General features: G+C 73.5%; 13 protein-coding genes. 7 read left to right on the top strand and 6 right to left on the bottom strand.

Annotation, left to right across the window (positions count from 1 at the left end; translation table 11 throughout):
* Positions 1-72: 72 nt before the first annotated feature.
* The 3 genes from EAO76_RS03540 (at position 73) to fxsA (ending at position 3,714) form a co-directional block, all read left to right on the top strand.
* Entirely contained in the window at positions 73-1,719 is a 1,647-nt protein-coding gene (locus EAO76_RS03540; RefSeq protein WP_148833223.1) for an amidohydrolase, read from the top strand.
* A 549-nt stretch (positions 1,720-2,268) separates the two neighbouring features.
* Entirely contained in the window at positions 2,269-3,036 is a 768-nt protein-coding gene (locus EAO76_RS03535; protein ID WP_148833221.1) for a polyprenol monophosphomannose synthase, read from the top strand.
* A 90-nt stretch (positions 3,037-3,126) separates the two neighbouring features.
* A complete protein-coding gene (fxsA, locus tag EAO76_RS03530) occupies positions 3,127-3,714 on the top strand; it encodes an FxsA family membrane protein (protein WP_148833219.1) in 588 nt (195 codons plus the stop codon).
* Between the two features lie 141 nt (positions 3,715-3,855).
* Here the strand turns inward: fxsA and EAO76_RS03525 are convergent, their stop codons facing one another.
* The 4 genes from EAO76_RS03525 to EAO76_RS03510 all read right to left on the bottom strand — a co-directional run bounded on the left by EAO76_RS03525 (position 3,856) and on the right by EAO76_RS03510 (position 7,386).
* The gene (locus tag EAO76_RS03525; protein ID WP_007262928.1) at positions 3,856-4,230 is read right to left on the bottom strand and encodes an RNA polymerase-binding protein RbpA; all 375 of its coding nucleotides are present in this window, start codon (positions 4,228-4,230) and stop codon (positions 3,856-3,858) included.
* A gap of 264 nt (positions 4,231-4,494) precedes the next feature.
* Positions 4,495-5,868: an MFS transporter gene (locus tag EAO76_RS03520; protein ID WP_148833217.1), complete on the bottom strand. Its 1,374-nt coding sequence runs from the start codon at positions 5,866-5,868 to the stop codon at positions 4,495-4,497.
* A gap of 46 nt (positions 5,869-5,914) precedes the next feature.
* Positions 5,915-6,679 (bottom strand): glycerophosphodiester phosphodiesterase family protein, encoded by a 765-nt coding sequence (locus tag EAO76_RS03515; RefSeq protein WP_148833215.1) that lies wholly within the window; start codon positions 6,677-6,679, stop codon positions 5,915-5,917.
* Positions 6,676-7,386: a YitT family protein gene (locus tag EAO76_RS03510; protein ID WP_148833213.1), complete on the bottom strand. Its 711-nt coding sequence runs from the start codon at positions 7,384-7,386 to the stop codon at positions 6,676-6,678. Before EAO76_RS03510 ends, EAO76_RS03515 begins: the two co-directional genes overlap by 4 nt.
* 101 nt (positions 7,387-7,487) lie before the next feature.
* Here EAO76_RS03510 and EAO76_RS03505 point away from each other — a divergent pair, with 101 nt between their 5' ends.
* Positions 7,488-8,987 (top strand): PLP-dependent aminotransferase family protein, encoded by a 1,500-nt coding sequence (locus EAO76_RS03505; RefSeq protein WP_148833211.1) that lies wholly within the window; start codon positions 7,488-7,490, stop codon positions 8,985-8,987.
* A 73-nt stretch (positions 8,988-9,060) separates the two neighbouring features.
* On the opposite strand, the gene EAO76_RS03500 is transcribed toward EAO76_RS03505, so the two are convergent.
* Both EAO76_RS03500 and EAO76_RS03495 read right to left on the bottom strand, forming a co-directional pair.
* A complete protein-coding gene (locus tag EAO76_RS03500) occupies positions 9,061-10,695 on the bottom strand; it encodes an ATP-binding protein (RefSeq protein ID WP_148833209.1) in 1,635 nt (544 codons plus the stop codon).
* A 37-nt stretch (positions 10,696-10,732) separates the two neighbouring features.
* Positions 10,733-10,927, bottom strand: coding sequence for a hypothetical protein (locus EAO76_RS03495; RefSeq protein ID WP_018103962.1), 195 nt, complete (start codon positions 10,925-10,927; stop codon positions 10,733-10,735).
* Positions 10,928-11,227: 300 nt separating this feature from the next.
* Between EAO76_RS03495 and EAO76_RS03490 the strand changes: the two genes are divergently transcribed.
* From EAO76_RS03490 to EAO76_RS03480, 3 genes are all read left to right on the top strand, one after another.
* A complete protein-coding gene (locus EAO76_RS03490; RefSeq protein WP_148833207.1) occupies positions 11,228-11,620 on the top strand; it encodes an ankyrin repeat domain-containing protein in 393 nt (130 codons plus the stop codon).
* 219 nt (positions 11,621-11,839) lie between these two features.
* Entirely contained in the window at positions 11,840-13,258 is a 1,419-nt protein-coding gene (locus EAO76_RS03485) for a HEAT repeat domain-containing protein (RefSeq protein WP_148833205.1), read from the top strand.
* A gap of 426 nt (positions 13,259-13,684) precedes the next feature.
* Entirely contained in the window at positions 13,685-17,341 is a 3,657-nt protein-coding gene (locus EAO76_RS03480) for a hydantoinase B/oxoprolinase family protein (RefSeq protein WP_148833203.1), read from the top strand.
* Positions 17,342-17,358 lie beyond the last annotated feature (17 nt).

The raw sequence follows: 17,358 nt of genomic DNA, 5'->3' as shown, positions 1-17,358 counted from the left end.
CCGGAGGGCCGGCCGGTGGACTTCCGAGGGGGCGCGGACCACGCGGCTCCGGGCAGGCGCGAGACTGGTCCCATGACCGAGAGCACCGCCCCCCAGAGCGAACACCGCACCGTGCTGCTGCGCGGTGGAGACGTCCACAGCCCCGCCGACCCCTTCGCCACCGCCATGGTGGTCGAACGCGGCCATGTCGCCTGGGTGGGCTCGGAAGGGGCCGCCGACGCCTTCGCGAGCGGCGTCGACGAGGTGGTCGACCTCGACGGCGCGCTGGTCACCCCCGCGTTCACCGACGCCCACGTCCACACCACGTCGACCGGCCTGGCCCTCACCGGCCTCGACCTCTCCGGCGCCCGGACCCTCGACGGGGCGCTCGGCCTGCTGCGCGCGTACGTGGCCGGGCACCCCGGGGACCGGGTCGTCCTCGGCCACGGCTGGGACGCCACGCGCTGGCCGGAGCAGCGCCCGCCGTCGCGGGCCGAACTCGACGCGGCGGCCGGCGGACGCCCCGTCTACCTGCCCCGGGTCGACGTGCACTCCGCCGTCGTCACCACCGCCCTGCTCGACCTCGTCCCGGGCGTCACCGGGCTGGTCGGGTACCACCCCGACGCACCGCTGACCGACGCCGCCCACCACGCGGTCCGCGCCGCCGCCCACGGCGCCGTCTCGCCGCTCCAGCGGGCCGGGGCCCAGCGCGCCGCCCTGCGCCGTGCCGCGGCGCTCGGCATCGGCACCGTCCACGAGTGCGGCGGCCCGGACATCTCCGACGAGGAGGACTTCGCCGGTCTGCTGAAGCTTGCCGGCGAGCAGGACGGACCGCGGGTCCTCGGCTACTGGGCCGAGCGGGTCGCCGATGAGAAGGACGCCCGCCGGATCAGGGAACTCGGCGCGATCGGGGCGGCCGGCGACCTGTTCGTGGACGGCTCGCTCGGCTCGCACACCGCCTGCCTGCACGAGCCGTACGCCGACGGTCCGGCCGGGCACACGGGCACCGCCCACCTGGACGCGGCGCAGATCGCCGCCCATGTCACGGCGTGCACCGGAGCGGGGCTGCAGGCCGGCTTCCACGCCATCGGGGACGCGGCGGTCTCCGCCGTGGTGGAGGGCGTCCGGGCCGCCGCCGAGACGCTCGGCCTCGCCCGGATCAGGGCCGCCCGGCACCGCGTCGAACACGCCGAGATGCTCACCCCCGAGACCGTCGCCGCGTTCGCGGAACTGGGCCTGACAGCCTCCGTCCAGCCCGCCTTCGACGCGGCCTGGGGCGGCGAGGAGGGCATGTACGCGCGCCGGCTCGGGGCCGAACGGGCCAGGACCCTGAACCCGTACGCGGCGCTGCTGCGGGCCGGAGTGCCCCTGGCCTTCGGCTCGGACAGCCCGGTGACCCCGCTCGACCCGTGGGGCACCGTGCGGGCCGCGGCCTTCCACCGCACGCCCGAGCACCGGATCTCCGTACGGGCCGGTTTCGCCGCCCACACCAGGGGCGGCTGGCGCGCCGTCGGCCGTGACGACGCGGGGACCCTGGTGCCCGGCGCCCCGGCCGACTACGCGGTCTGGCGCACCGCAGACCTGGTGGTCCAGGCCCCGGACGACCGGGTCGCCCGCTGGTCGACGGACCCGCGCTCGGGGACGCCCGGGCTGCCGGACCTCAGCCCCGGCGCCGAACTGCCGGTCTGCCTGCGGACCGTGGTCGGGGGGCGGACCGTCCACGAGCGTCCGAACGAGTGACGTGCGGACATTTCGCACCGCGGGCCGCGGCGGGGCCCCTTCCGCCGCGACCTGCGGATCTTCGCTACTGACCAGGCAAGTTCCATAAAGGTCGCAGGTCAGACGGCTATTGACAGAAAGCGCCCAACGGCCGGTAGGTTCGGCAAAGTCCACCAAGGACGTCCGACCGGTCGAACCTCCACGCAGTCGTCGAATGCCGCTGGGTCACGGGGGGCTGTGCCGCACCGGCACAGCGCCACTGACAGCCAGGTTCAGCGTCCGCGCCTCGGGGCGAGGGAAGGTTTCAGCCGGACGGCGGTGCGACCCGGGTGGGGCCCGGACGTTCAGTAGACAACGGCTCTCGGTCGACCCGCAGCCAGCGGGTCCCAGGTCGGCCCGAAGGGCGCTGGGCCCCCACCCGCAGTTCCCGTCCGCGGTCGCGACAGGGTTTCTGTCCCCACTTCCCTCCTTCTGTCCCCGACGCCGCCCGGCCACCCGCGACCGGGTCGGCGATCGGTGTCCGCCCGCTGGATATGGTGTGCACCTGCGTACGGACTTAAGGGGCAGTAAGTGAACGACGGCGGTCAGCGGCGGTACGGCCCGCTCGGCAGGATCCTGGTGATCATTCCGACCTACAACGAGGCCGAGAACATCAAGCCGATCGTCAGCCGGGTGCGAGCCGCTGTGCCGGAGGCCGACATCCTGGTCGCCGACGACAACAGCCCCGACGGCACCGGCAAGGTCGCCGACGAACTGGCCGCCGAGGACAGCCAGGTCCGGGTGCTGCACCGCAAGGGCAAGGAGGGGCTCGGAGCGGCCTATCTCGCGGGCTTCCGCTGGGGCACCGAGCACGGGTACGGCGTGCTCGTGGAGATGGACGCGGACGGCTCCCACCAGCCCGAGGAACTGCCCAGGCTGCTCACCGCGCTCAAGGGCGCCGACCTGGTGCTCGGCTCCCGCTGGGTGCCGGGCGGCCGGGTGGTCAACTGGCCCAAGTCCCGCGAGATGATCTCCCGCGGCGGCAGCACGTACTCCCGGCTCCTGCTCGGGCTGCGGACCCGGGACGTCACCGGCGGCTTCCGGGCCTTCCGGGCGGAGACCCTGGACGGCCTGGGCCTCGACCAGGTCGCCTCGCAGGGCTACTGCTTCCAGGTCGACCTGGCCCGCAGGGCCGTCGAGGCCGGCTACCACGTCGTCGAGGTCCCGATCACCTTCGTCGACCGGGAGATCGGCGACTCCAAGATGAGCCGCGACATCCTGGTCGAGGCGCTCTGGCGGGTCACCGCCTGGGGGGTCGCCTCCCGCACGAACCGGGTCCTGGGCCGCAAGGCGATCTGACCCGGGCCCGCGGCGGTGGACGCCGGTCCGCCGCCCGGTGCGATCACCCCCTCGTGCCGCCCGGACCGTCGTACAGGCACACTGGGGACCATGACGACCGGCACACCGCCCCCGACCGCCCCCCGGCGCTCTCGCGCCCGTACCCTCGTCCCGCTCGCCGTCGCCGCCTGGGCGGTGCTGGAGATCTGGCTGTTCATCCTCGTGGCCGACGCGGCGGGCGGGATCACCGTGCTGCTGCTCCTGGTGGCGGGGATCGTGCTCGGGGCCGCGGTGGTGAAGCGGGCCGGCCGCCGGGCCTTCCGCAACCTCACCGAGACCCTCCAGCGGGTGCCGGGCCGGCCCGGGGCCGAAGCCGAGCCGCCCGCCCCCTCGGGGAGCGAGGGCAACGGCTTCCTGATGCTCGGCGGGCTGCTGCTGATGGTGCCGGGGATGATCTCGGACGTGGCGGGGCTCCTGCTGCTGGTGCCGCCGGTCCGCACGCGGCTGGGACGGTACGCGGAGCGCTCGCTGGAGCGCCGGATGAGCGCCGCGAGCCCCGGCAGCCTTTCCGACGCCTTCCAGCAGGCCCGTATCCACCGGCCGGACGGAAAGATCATCCAGGGTGAGGTCATCCACCAGGACGACGCGCCGTCCGACGCGCGGCCCGACGGGAGCCCCCGCCCGCCGCTGATCCCCTGACCGCACGCGCCCGGATCCGTCGGTCCCGTCCGGCCGGACGGGACCGACGGATCCGGGCGCGGAGGCACGCCACAGAGCCGCGGGCCGCGACACACATGTGTGTCGCGGCCCGCGGCTCTGTGCTGCTGGGTTGCTGTGCGGTCAGGCGGACTTCCTGCTGTCCCGCGGATGCACGGCGATGTTCATGGCTCCGGAACGCAGGACCGCCAGCCTCTCGGCCAGCACCTCCTCCAGCTCCTCGCGGGTGCGCCGCTCCATGAGCATGTCCCAATGCGTACGCGCGGGCTTGCCCTTCTTCTCCTCGGGGCCATCCCCGTCCACCAGGAGTGCCATGGCGCCGCACGCCTTGCACTCCCACTCCGGCGGAATTTCCGCCTCTACCGAGAACGGCATCTCAAAACGATGTCCGTTCTGGCATGCGTACTCCACCGCCTGGCGCGGGGCCAGATCGATGCCGCGGTCCGTCTCGTAGCTGGTAACCACGAGGCGCGTACCGCGGAGAGCTCGCTCACTCATGAATCGTGCCTCCCGGGCTTGTCGCCCACAGGACAGGTGTCGCTGTCGTCGTCATCCGGTCAACGTCCGGTCGGCGGCAAAGATTCCCGTTGCCGGTCTGCGTCGCCCGTCGTGCCGCTGCTTTTTCAGGGGTGGGGTACCCACCCATGCCCGGTTTGTCACATCTGGCGGTAGTTGTCACCCAACGGTTCGGCTTCTTCCACTCGCAGTAACGGTCCTCCGGGCAGGCCAAAGGCGTACACTACCGGCCTTTCACTTCGACGTCTAAATCCGTTCCGGCACGGGATTGCCCGCGGCCGCCACGGCGCGCCGGATCGGCACCCTCGCGAGCAGTACGGAACCGATCGCGAAGAAGGCCACCAGCGAGACGATCGCGTCCCGATAGCTGCCGGTCAGCTGGTACGCGAGCCCGAACACCAGCGGCCCCAGCCAGCTCAGGCCGCGGTCGCTCATCTCGTACGCGGAGAAGTACTCGGCCTCCTTGCCGCGCGGCACCAGATGGGAGAAAAGTGAGCGCGACAGCGCCTGGCTGCCGCCGAGCACCAGACCGATCGCCGCGGCCAGCGCGTAGAAGAAGGCGGGTTTGCCGGCCGGCAGGAAATAACCGGCGAGCAGGATCAGCGTCCAGACCACGAGCGAGCCGAGGATCGTGCGCTTCGCGCCGTACGTCCGGGCCAGCCGGCCCATTCCCAGTGCTCCGGCCACCGCGAGCACCTGCACCAGCAGCACCGCCGTGATCAGCGTCGTCTGGTCGAGGCCCAGCTCCTCCGAGCCGTACACCGACGCCTGGGAGATCACCGTCTGGACCCCGTCGTTGTACACGAGGTACGCCAGCAGGAAGGAGAGCGTCAGCGGATGGCGGCGCATGTCGCGCAGGGTGGCCAGGAGCTGACGCCACCCCGAGCCGACCGCCCCCTCGCCGCTCGGCGCCACCTTCCGGTCGCGCAGTCTGCGCAGGGGCACGATCGTGAAGGCGCCCCACCAGACACCGGCCGAGGCCAGGCAGATCCGCACCGCGTCGGACTCGGAGAGGCCGAACGAGTCGTGGCCCGTGTACAGGACCAGGTTCAGGACCAGGACGAACGCGCCCGAGGTGTATCCGAAGGCCCAGCCCCGCGAGGAGACCGCGTCCCGTTCGTCGGGCTCGGCGATCTGCGGCAGATAGGCGTTGTAGAGCACCATCGACACCGAGACCGACGCGTTCGCCACGATCAGCAGGAAGGCGCCGAGCAGATAGCGGTGGCCGTCCAGGAAGAACATGCCGGTGGTCGCGGCGGCCCCCACGTAGGCGGCGGCCGCGAGCAGCGGCTTCTTCCGGCCCGTGCGGTCCGCCGCGGCCCCCGCGATCGGCATCAGGATCACCGCGATCACGACGGACACGGAGATCGCGTAGGGGAACAGCGAACCGGCGCGCACCGGGATGCCGAGCGGGTGCACGAAGCCGTCGGCGTCGGCGGAGGCCTTGGCGATCGAGGTGAGATAGGGCCCGATGAACACCGTCAGCACGCTCGTCGAGTAGACCGAGCAGGCGAAGTCGTAGAAGTACCAGCCGCGTTGTTCGCGTCTGCGGCTCGCGGCGCCGTCGGACCCCTCGGTCGGTCCGGTCGGCTCGGTGGTGTCCGCGGTCTCGGCGTTCAAGCCGCAACCCCCTCATCTCTCCCCGTGAAGACCCCGCGCGGCGGCATCAGGCCCAGGCTCCCCGTTCGCCCAACACCGTGCGCAGCGTCTCGATGTGATCGGTCATGATGCCATCCACGCCGAGGTCGAGGAGCGCCGCCATCCGTTCCGGTTCGTTCACGGTCCATACGTGCACCTGGAGCCCGCGCGCGTGCGCCGCGCGCACGAAGCGGCGGTCGACCACCCGGACCCCGTTCTGGCTCTCCGGCACCTGGGCGCACACCGCCCCCGCCCGCAGCGCCGCCGGTATGCCGTACGAGCGCAGCCGCAGCCCCAGCACGCCGCGGACGCCGTAGGAGGTGGCCAGCCGGGGGCCCGCCAGCCGGTGGGCCCTGGCGACCCTGGCCTCCGAGAACGAGCCGACGCACACCCGGTCCCAGGCATTGGTCCGGCGGATCAGTCCGATCAGCGGTTCCAGGGCGGACCCGGCCTTGATGTCCACGTTCCACCGGGCCCCGGGAAACTCCTCCAGCAGCTCCTCGAAGAGCGGCAGCGGCTCCCGGCCCGCCACCCGGGCCCGGCCCACCTCGCTCCACGGCAGTTCGGCGATCCGGCCGCGGACGTCCGTCACCCGGTCCAGGGTGGCGTCGTGGAAGGCCACCAGACGGCCGTCCGACGTGGTGTGCACATCGGTCTCGAAATAGCGGTACCCGGCGTCGGCGGCCCGGCGGAACGCGGCCGCGGTGTTCTCGATCCCGTCCGCCGCACCGCCTCGGTGGGCGAAGGGGATCGTCGCGGGATGGTCCAGATAGGGGTGGCGTACGGAGGTCACTGCGGAAGTATGGCCTGCCCCGGTGTCCGGTCGGTGACGGCCCCGTCTCCGTCGTCCGGCGCGGACGCGACGGATGTCCCGGCGGGTTCCCCGGCCGGTGCCCCGCCGACCTCGAACAGACGCAGGAAGAGCTGGGCGAGCGGGCCGATGGCCAGGGCGTACAGGACCGTGCCCACCCCGAGGGAACCGCCGAGCAGGAAGCCGGTCACCACGACCGCCACCTCCAGCAGGGTGCGCACCAGCCGGACGGAGCGGCCGGTGCGCCGGTGCAGTCCGGTCATGAGCCCGTCGCGCGGCCCCGGGCCGAAGCGCGCCGCGATGTACAGGCCCGTCGCGATCCCGTTGACGACGACCCCCGCGACCAGCAGGGCGCCCCGCACCACGAGACCGTCCGGCGCGGGCACGAGCGCGAGCGTGCCGTCCATGGCCACGCCGACGGCGAAGACGTTGGAGACGGTGCCCAGTCCGGGCCGCTGCCGGAGCGGTATCCACAGCAGCAGGACGACGGCGCCGACGACGATCGAGACGACCCCGATGGACAGCCCGGTGCGTTCGGCCAGCCCCTGGTGCAGCACGCCCCAGGGTTCCAGGCCCAGACCGGCCCGTACCAGGAGTGCGGAGCTGGCCCCGTACAGCGCGAGCCCGACGTACAGCTGGATCAGCCGACGGGTGAGGAGGGCCCCGCGAGGGGCCGCGGTGACGGACAAGGATGCCCCCTGGTGTGGTGGATGTGGACTGCCGCATGTCACTCTGTGGCAGGGGATTGGTGGCCAACTATGGCCAATCCGAGGAAGGTGGACTGATTTCCATGGCTCAGTGGACCTCGGCGGTGGGTGCGGCTCAGCTCGCCCGGCAGCTCCAGGCGCAGCAGTCCCGGCCCGCCGGGCCGGGCACCCGTCGCCCGCCCGCCTATCGTGCACTGGCCGACGGCATCCGTCTCCTGGTCCTGGAGGGCCGGGTGCCGGTCGCCGCCCGGCTGCCCGCCGAGCGTGAACTGGCGCTCGCGCTGTCCGTCAGCCGCACCACCGTCGCCGCCGCCTACGAGGCGCTGCGGAGCGAGGGGTTCCTGGAGTCCCGGCGGGGGGCCGGCAGCTGGACCGCCGTGCCCGCGGGCAACCCGCTGCCCGCGCGCGGCCTGGAGCCGCTGCCCCCGGAGTCGCTCGGTTCGATGATCGACCTGGGCTGCGCCTCGCTGCCCGCGCCCGAACCCTGGCTGACCCGGGCCGTGCAGGGCGCCATCGAGGAGCTCGCGCCGTACGCCCACACCCACGGCGACTACCCGGCCGGACTGCCCGCCCTGCGGCAGATGATCGCCGACCGGTACACCGGGCACGGCATTCCGACCATGCCCGAACAGATCATGGTCACCACCGGGGCGATGGGCGCGATCGACGCGATCTGCCACCTCTTCGCGGGCCGCGGCGAGCGGATCGCGGTGGAGTCCCCGAGCTACGCCAACATCCTGCAGCTGATGCGGGAGACGGGCGCCCGGCTGGTGCCGGTGGCGATGGAGGAGGGGCTCGGCGGCTGGGACATGAACCGGTGGCGGCAGGTGCTGCGTGACGCGGCGCCGCGGCTCGCCTACGTCGTCGCCGACTTCCACAACCCGACCGGCGCGCTCGCCGACGAGGACCGGCGGCGGGACCTGGTGGACGCCGCCCGTTCCGCGGGCACGGTCCTGGTCGTCGACGAGACGATGAACGAGCTCCGCCTCGACGACGACGTGCGGATGCCGCGCCGGGTCTGCGCCTTCGACCCGGCGGGCTCCACCGTGCTCACCGTCGGGTCGGCCAGCAAGGCGTTCTGGGCGGGCATGCGGATCGGCTGGGTGCGCGCCGCCCCGGACGTGATCCGCAGCCTGGTGGCCGCCCGCGCCTACGCCGACATGGGGACGCCCGTCCTGGAACAGCTCGCGGTCAACTGGCTGATGCGCACCGGCGGCTGGGAGGAGGCCGTCCGGCTGAGGCGCGAGCAGGCGCGGGAGAACCGGGACTCGCTCGTCGCCGCGGTCCGCCGGGAACTGCCCGACTGGGAGTTCTCCGTGCCGAGCGGCGGTCTCACGCTCTGGGTGCGCACCGGCGGCCTCTCCGGTTCCCGGCTCGCGGTGGCCGGCGAGCGGGTCGGCATCCGGGTCCCCTCCGGCCCCCGCTTCGGGGTCGACGGCGCCTTCGAGGGGTACGTGCGGCTGCCGTTCACGGTCACCGGGCCGGTGGCGGACGAGGCGGCGGTACGGCTCGCGGCGGCCGCGCAGCTGGTGGGGTCGGGCGCCGGTGCGGGGGTCGAGACACCGCGGACGTTCGTCGCCTGACCGGGACGGGGCCGGGCGGGTCGGAGCGGGGCCAGGGTGGGCCCGGTCCGGCGACCGGGCCCACCCGGCCCGGTCAGTCGACCGCCTCGGCGGCCACGGCGGCGGTCATGGTGCGCGGCAGGACCGGTTCCGGGACGCCCTCCGGGACGTCCGGCCCGGTGTCCGCCGTGTCCGCTCCGGCCGGTGCGGCGGCTCCGGCCGGGTCCTGCGGCTCCGGGAGCAGACAGAGCACCGACTGCCGCTGCGCCTCGCCGGTCGCCTCGTCGTAGGGGTCGGGCGTGGCGGGCACCTGGAGCCGGAGCACCGGACCGGTGCCGAGCCGGGCGTAGCCGCGGCCGGCCGGGACGCCGGGCGGCGGGGTGGTGGGGGGTTCGGCGCCGAGCACCGTCCCGATCTGCTCGGGGGAGCAGTGGCCGAGCACCACCCGGGCCCGGGTGTGGGCCAGGACGGTCTCGCCGAGGGAGTCCAGGCCGTCGAACTGGTCGGCCAGCACCACGGTGACGTTGGCGGCCCTGCCGTGCCGCAGCGGCACCTGGAGCAGGTCCCGCGGGTCGGGCCGGTTCTCGGCGGCGGCCAGGTGGCCGAGGACGCCGGGCCGGTCCAGCAGGATCCACAGCGGGCGCCTGACGTCGTCGGGGGCGGGGTGGCCGGCCTGCCGGGCCCGGTTGGCGGCGAGCAGCCGCCGTTCCGTCTCGTGGACCGCCCACTCCAGGATCGCCGACGCGCCGGCCGGGCCGCACTCCAGGGCCAGTACGCCGTCGCGTCCGGCCAGGAAGGCGTACTCGCCCGCTCCGCCGCCCTCGACGATCAGTACGTCGCCGTGCTGGAGCGCCTGGAGGGCGATGGAGCGCATCAGGGTCGTGGTGCCGCTGCCGGGCTGTCCGACGACCAGCAGGTGCGGCTCGGTGGAGCGGGCGCCCGTCCGCCAGACGACCGGAGGGGCGTCGCGCATCGTGTCGCCGTCCTGCACGGGGACCGTGCGCTGCACCGCGTCGTCGTCGGTGAAGCCCAGCACGGTCTCGCCGGGCGCGGTCACGAACCGCTGGGCGCAGATCGAGGTGGGCAGGGGGGCGAGGACCTCCATGACGAGCCGGTTCGCCTCCTCGTCCCAGGAGAAGCGGTACTCGCGGCCGCGGCCGGACTTGGTGTGCAGCAGCTGCTCGATCCGGGCCCGGGAGGCGGCCTCGCTGTCGGTGAAATGGGCGGGGTACGTCACCTGGAGGCGGGTCAGCCGTCCGTTGTCGTCGAACCGGTACTCGTCGAGGACCTTCGCCCAGTCGCCGCCGTGGGCGAACAGCGGGTCGGGGTCGTCGGCCACGGAGAAGTACGGCACGAGCGCCTCGTACAGGGAACGGAGCCGCGTGGTCTCCGCCTCGTCGGGGCCGGTCTTCACCGGGGTCCGCTCCCGCCCCGCCCAGGCTGCCGCGCCCATCACCGTGACCAGGGCGATCAGCCCCCCGTACGGGATGACCGCGAACACCAGGACGCAGGCCGCGACGAGGAACAGCGTGGGACCACGCCGGTCCTTGGGCGTCGCGGCCCACCTCTGCCGTCCGGTGCCGACCAGCAGCCGCAGGCCACGGGTGACCGTGAACAGCGGATGGAGGACGTCGGTGGCGTTGTCGGCGGCCGTGCGCGCGAACTCGCGACTGCGAGTGATCGAGGCGCTGCCGCTGCTCAGAATGCGGGGGAGTGGTCGCCGGGCCACGTCTGTCTCCTGAAGGGGTGGGAGCGGTCGAGGAGGGTCAGAACTTGATCCCGCCCAGGAGGCCGGCGAGGCTCGCGCCGCCCGCGGTGATGCTCGGTGCGATGGCGGTGCCCGCCAGGTAGAAGCCGAACAGGGCGGTGACGAGGGCGTGGGACGCCTTGAGGCCGTCCTTCCTGAAGAACAGGAAGACGATGATGCCGAGAATGACGACGCCTGACATGGACAGGATCATGAGAGGTTCTCCTGGTTGGGGGGACGGTCACCATGAGTCCTTCCAGGTTCACCGGAAGTATCCATTCGATAAAAGCTGCATTCGGGTGAAAAGTCGTTATTTTCACTTGAATGGCCGCAGGATGGTTCCGGCGAAGCGGAATGCGTGGCAGGGGCGTCGCGTTCGATTCCCCGTTCCGGGTGGGCCGGTCCGTCCGGCCGGACGGGCAGTACCCTGTCGGTTCATTCGCACGGCCTTCACGGCGTGCGTCCAGGCGGTTCGGCGGCAGTCGGGACCGGAAAACGGAAGGCGGCCCCTCTGATGAGCGAAACCCCCGATCCCGAGGTGATCGAGCTGGCGACGAAGATCTTCGACCTCGCCCGCCGGGGCGAGACGGAGACGCTCGCCGCGTACGTCGACGCCGGCGTGCCCGCCGACCTCACCAACGACCGCGGGGACTCGCTGCTGATGCTCGCCGCGTACCACGGGCACGCCGCCGCGGTCACGGCCCTCGTCGACCGCGGGGCCGACCCGGACCGGGCCAACGACCGGGGGCAGACGCCGCTCGCCGGCGCGGTCTTCAAGGGTGAGGACGCGGTGATCGGGGCCCTGCTCGCGGCGGGGGCCGACCCGGCCGCCGGAACGCCCTCCGCCCTGGACACGGCCCGCATGTTCGGCAAGGCCGACCTGCTGGAACTCTTCGGCTCCCGCTGACCGGGTACGCCGTAAATGTGGTCGCGGTGGCGAAATGGCTGGGTCATCATGACGTCGCGGGCCCTGGTTCGGGCCACCGACGAGAGGTAGAGGAAGATGGTCTACACCAAGCAGAAGACGGCGGTCGGCCGATCATGTCGCTGCGCGGCGTAGTGCCCACCCGGCACTTGGAACTGCACAGTCCCGGTTGCGTCGACAGCTTGATGTGAGGCTCTTTCCATGTTCGATCCGTTCATAGCGCCGAGCGGCACCCTGCTCGGCCTGCTGCAGAGAGGCCGCGGCGACGGCACGCTCCACGCGCTCGCCGCACCGCGCCCCGAAGCCCTGGCGGCCCTCAACCACTGCGTCCTGAGCGACCCGCGTCACGACTGGCAGGTGGAGAACCGCTCCCTCTACTACGCACGCCTTTATCTCGACCTCGACGGCGGCATCGAGGAGATCGAACGGCACCTGTGCGGTCCCGACGACCACCTCGACACCGACGACTCGCGCACCGGCCTGGCCCTCTCCGTGCTCGGCCACCTCGCCTCGTACGGACGCGAGGACGCCCTGGCCCTGCTGCGGCGGTACGCCGCGACCGGCGCCAACTGGGCCTGGGCCCTGGACGAGCTCGCCCTGCGCGACGACGACGCGGGGCTCCGCGCCCTCGCCGTGCCCGTGCTCGGCAGGTTCCCGGACACCGAGGAGGGCGCCGCCGAACTGGCCGCCACCGTACGGGACGCCTACGAGCCCCGCCCCTGGCGGCTCTGGGCGGACGACCCGCGCGAGGCGGTCGGCGGCCGGGTCAGGGCCGCGTCGGAACGCGGCTCGTTCGACCGCTGGCAGCGCCAGATGCGACCCGGCGGCCCCCGCCCCGGCTGGAGCGTCCAGGCCGTCTTCGACTGGGCCCAGCAGGGACACGAGCGCGGCAGCGCCCTGCACGTGCCCGCCGCCCGCTGCCTCAACGCCGTCGCGGGCCCGGAGGACCGGCCCGCGATCGTCGAGGCTGCCCGCAGCGGCCCCGACGGCGCGCGCTGCGCCGCCCTGCACTACCTGGCGGAGGCCAGGGATCCGGCCGTGCTCGATCTGATCGAGACCGGGGCGGCGAGCTCCTCGCACACCGTCGCCGAGGCGTCCGTCGCCGCCTTCGAGCGGATGTGCGGCGAGGCGGCCGTGGACCGGGCCCGGCGCTGGGCCCGGCGGCCCGACGCGCTCGGTGCCTCCGCCGCCGGAGTGCTCGCCTGCCGGGGCGGCGCCCAGGACGCGTCCCTGGTCCTCGGCGCGCTCCGCGAGGCCGTACGGGGCGAGGGACCGGACACCCCGCGGCTGTGGACCCTCGTCGACGGCGCGGGCCGGCTCGGCATCGCCTGCGCCGCCCCCGTGCTCAGGCACGTCTACCGGGAGACGTCCTCGTCGCACCTGCGCGGCCGGACGGCCCGCGCACTGGCCGCCACCGACCCCTCCTTCGCCACCGGCTTCGCCGTCGAATGCCTGTGGGACTGCGAGGAGACCACCCGGGAGGTCGCCGCACTCCACGCGGAGACCGGCGACATCAAGGTCGCCGAACGCCTGCGCCGCCTCGCCGCGGACCCGGCCGAGGAGGCCGAGGTGCAGACGGCGGTCCGCAGCCGGATCGGCCCCGACGCCCCCGCGGTCTGACCGCGCGGGGCGCGGCCCCGGCACCCGGTCGCGCACTCCGCCGTACCGGCCCGATGCCTGGCCGGACACCTCGACGCATAGGGTCGACACCCGGCTGGGCACCTTGCCGTACCGGGTCGGCACCCGGACGCACACCCCGCCGTATCGGGGCGATGCCTGGCCGGACGCCCTGCCGGACACCTCGACGCATCGGGTCGACACCCGGCCGGACACTCTGTCGTACCGGCCCGGTGCCCGGTCGCGCACTCCGCTGAACCGGGTCGATGCCCGGCTGGGCACCCTGTCGTACCGGGTCGGCGCCCGGTCGCGCACTCCGCCGTACCGGCCCGGTGCCCGACGGCCCGTCACCCGCCGTCCGGGCCGACCATGCCCCGGACCCGCCGCGCCGCCCGGCCCCCGGCCCGCTCCGCGGGCCACCATGGAGGGATGAGCGGACGCTGGGATTTCTGGATCGACCGGGGCGGCACGTTCACCGATGTCGTGGGCCGGGACCCGGCCGGGCGGCTGGTCACCCGCAAACTCCTCTCCCACGACCCGGACCGCTACCGCGACGCCGGCGTGGCCGGGATCAGGGCACTGCTGGGCCTCGGCCCCGGCGAACCGGTCCCCGCCGACCGGGTGGACACGGTGCGGATCGGCACGACGGTCGCCACCAACGCCCTGCTGGAACGGCGCGGCGAGCCGACCGCCCTGGTCATCACGCGGGGCTTCCGCGACGCCCTGCGCATCGCGTACCAGAACCGGCCGAAGCTCTTCGACCGCCGCATCCTGCTGCCCGAGGCCCTCTACGAACGGGTGATCGAGGTGCCCGAGCGGATCGACGCCCGGGGCCGGGTCGTGACCCCGTTGGACCCGGACGCCCTGACCGCGCCCCTGGCGGCCGCGCGGGCCGACGGACTGAGCGCCGCCGCCGTGGTCCTGATGCACGGCTACCGCCACCCCGCGCACGAACGCGCCGTGGCCGACGCGGCCCGCGCCGCGGGCTTCACCCGGATCAGCTGCTCGCACGAGGTGAGCCCGCTGATCAAACTCGTACCGCGCGGCGACACCACCGTCGTCGACGCCTACCTGTCGCCGATCCTGCGCCGGTACGTCGAGGGGATCGCCGAGGAGCTCGACGGCATCCGGCTGATGTTCATGCAGTCCAACGGCGGGCTGCGCGAGGCCTCCCACTTCCGGGGGAAGGACGCGGTGCTCTCCGGGCCCGCCGGCGGCGTGGTCGGCATGGCCCGCACCTCCCGACAGGCCGGCTTCGACCGCGTCATCGGCTTCGACATGGGCGGCACGTCCACCGACGTGTCGCACTACGCGGGCGCGTTCGAGCGCGAACTGGGCACCCAGGTGGCCGGTGTCCGGATGCGCGCCCCCATGATGAGCATCCACACCGTCGCGGCCGGCGGCGGCTCCGTCCTGCACTTCGACGGCCGGCGCTACCGGGTCGGTCCCGACTCGGCGGGCGCGATCCCCGGCCCGGCCTGCTACCGCCGCGGCGGACCGCTGACCGTCACCGACGCCAACGTGATGCTCGGCCGCGTCCAGCCCGCGTACTTCCCGGCCGTCTTCGGACCGGACGGCGACCTGCCGCTCGACGCCGGCCTCGTGCGCGAACGCTTCGACGCGCTCGCCGACGAGATCGCGCACGCCACCGGGACCCGGCCCACCGCCGCCGGGGTCGCCGCCGGATTCCTGGAGATCGCCGTGCTCAACATGGCGAACGCGGTCAAGAGGATCTCCGTGCAGCGCGGACACGACATCACCCGCTACGCCCTCACCGGCTTCGGCGGTGCCGGTGGCCAGCACGTCTGCGCCGTCGCCGACTCCCTGGGCATCGACACGGTCCTGGTGCCCCCGCTCGCCGGTGTGCTCTCCGCGTACGGCATCGGCCTCGCCGACGCCACCGCCATGCGCGAACGGTCCGTGGAGGCGGAACTGAACCCGACGACCCGCGAGGAGGTGGGCGAGCTCTGCGCCGAACTGGCCGCCCGCACCCGCGCCGAACTGCGCGCCGACGCCATCCCCGACAGTGCGATCAGCACCCGCGCCCGGGTGCTCCTGCGTTACGCCGGTACGGACGCGAGCCTGCCCGTCGACCTGGACACCGCCCCCGCCATGGCCGAGGCGTTCACCACCGAGCACCGCGCCCGCTACTCGTTCACCATGGACAAGCCCCTGGTCGTCGAGGCGGTCTCGGTCGAGGCGGCCGGAACGGCGGGCAGGCACCGGCCGAGGCCGGCCGGCCGCCCGCGCCGAGGCGGCGCACCACCGCGACCGCACGACACCGTACGGATGTTCGCCGACGGACACTGGCACGACACCCCCCTCCACCGCCGCGACGAGCTGCGCCCCCGGGACACCGTGACCGGCCCCGCCGTGATCACCGAGGCGGACGCCACCACCGTCGTCGCCCCGGGCTGGCGGGCCTCGCTCGCCGACACCGGCCACCTGCTGCTCACCCGGGCGAGCCCGCGACCGGAGCGCACGGCCGTCGGCACCCGTGTCGACCCCGTCATGCTGGAGGTCTTCAACAACCTCTTCATGTCGATCGCCGAACAGATGGGTGTGCGTCTGGAGAACACGGCCCACTCCGTCAACATCAAGGAACGGCTGGACTTCTCCTGCGCGCTCTTCGACGCGGACGGCAACCTGATCGCCAACGCCCCGCACATCCCGGTCCACCTCGGCTCGATGGGGGAGTCCATCAAGGAGGTGCTGCGCCGCAACGCCGGGTCGATGCGGCCCGGGGACGTGTACGCCGTCAACGACCCGTACCACGGCGGCACCCATCTGCCCGACGTCACCGTCGTGACACCGGTCTTCGACGACCGGGACGACGGCGGGAAACCGGTCTTCCTCGTGGCCTCGCGCGGACACCACGCCGAGATCGGCGGCATCAGCCCCGGCTCCATGCCCGCCTTCAGCCGCACCGTCCACGAGGAGGGCGTGCTGTTCGACAACTGGCTGCTGGTACGGGACGGCAGGTTCCGCGAGGCCGAGACGCGCGAACTGCTCACCACCGCCGCACACCCCTCCCGCGACCCCGACACCAACATCGCCGACCTGCGCGCCCAGATCGCCGCCAACGAGAAGGGCATCGCCGAACTCCGGCGCATGGTCGACCAGTTCGGACGCGAGACCGTCGCCGCGTACATGGGCCACGTGCAGGACAACGCCGAGGAGTCCGTCCGCCGGACCGTCGCCGCACTGCACGACGGCTCCTACCGCTACGAGACCGACAGCGGCGCGGTCATCGAGGTCTCCCTCACCGTGGACCGGGCCGCCCGCGGCGCGGTCATCGACTTCACCGGCACGTCGCCGCAGCGGCCGGACAACTTCAACGCGCCGAAGTCCGTGGTCATGGCGGCCGTGCTGTACGTCTTCCGGACCCTGGTCGACGACGACATCCCGCTCAACAGCGGCTGCCTCAAGCCCCTGGAAGTGAGGATTCCGGAGGGTTCCATGCTGGCCCCCGTCCATCCCGCGGCCACCGTCGCGGGAAACGTGGAGACGTCCCAGGCCGTCACCGGCGCCCTGTACGCCGCCCTCGGCGTCCAGGCCGAGGGCTCGGGCACCATGAACAACCTCACCTTCGGCAACGAACGGATCCAGTACTACGAGACCGTGGCGAGCGGCTCGGGCGCGGGCGAGGACTTCGACGGGGCCGACGCCGTGCAGACCCACATGACCAACTCCCGCCTCACCGACCCCGAGGTCCTCGAATGGCGCTACCCCGTGCTGCTGGAGGACTTCCGGGTGCGGGAGGGCAGCGGGGGCGCCGGCCGACGGCACGGCGGCTGCGGGGTGGAGCGGCGGATCCGCTTCCTGGAACCCGTCACCGTGGCCCTGCTCTCCGGCCACCGCAGGGTCCGCCCCTACGGCATGGCGGGCGGCGGACCGGGCGCCCTGGGGGACCAGTGCGTCGAGCACCCGGACGGCCGCCCGCCCACCCCGCTGCGCGGCTGCGACACGGCCGACCTGGAACCGGGCGACGTACTGGTGCTCCGCACCCCCGGCGGCGGGGGATACGGCACCCCGGAACCCGACCGCGACGCCCCCGCACCCGAACACCCCGGCGAACGGCCGTGACCGCGCCGCGGGGCTTC

Origin of the sequence: Streptomyces sp. sk2.1, from assembly GCF_008120935.1 — a bacterium.
In the GTDB taxonomy this organism is placed as follows: domain Bacteria; phylum Actinomycetota; class Actinomycetes; order Streptomycetales; family Streptomycetaceae; genus Streptomyces.
Note: the sequence above shows the minus strand (reverse complement) of the source record. Positions and strands in the feature narration are given on the sequence as shown.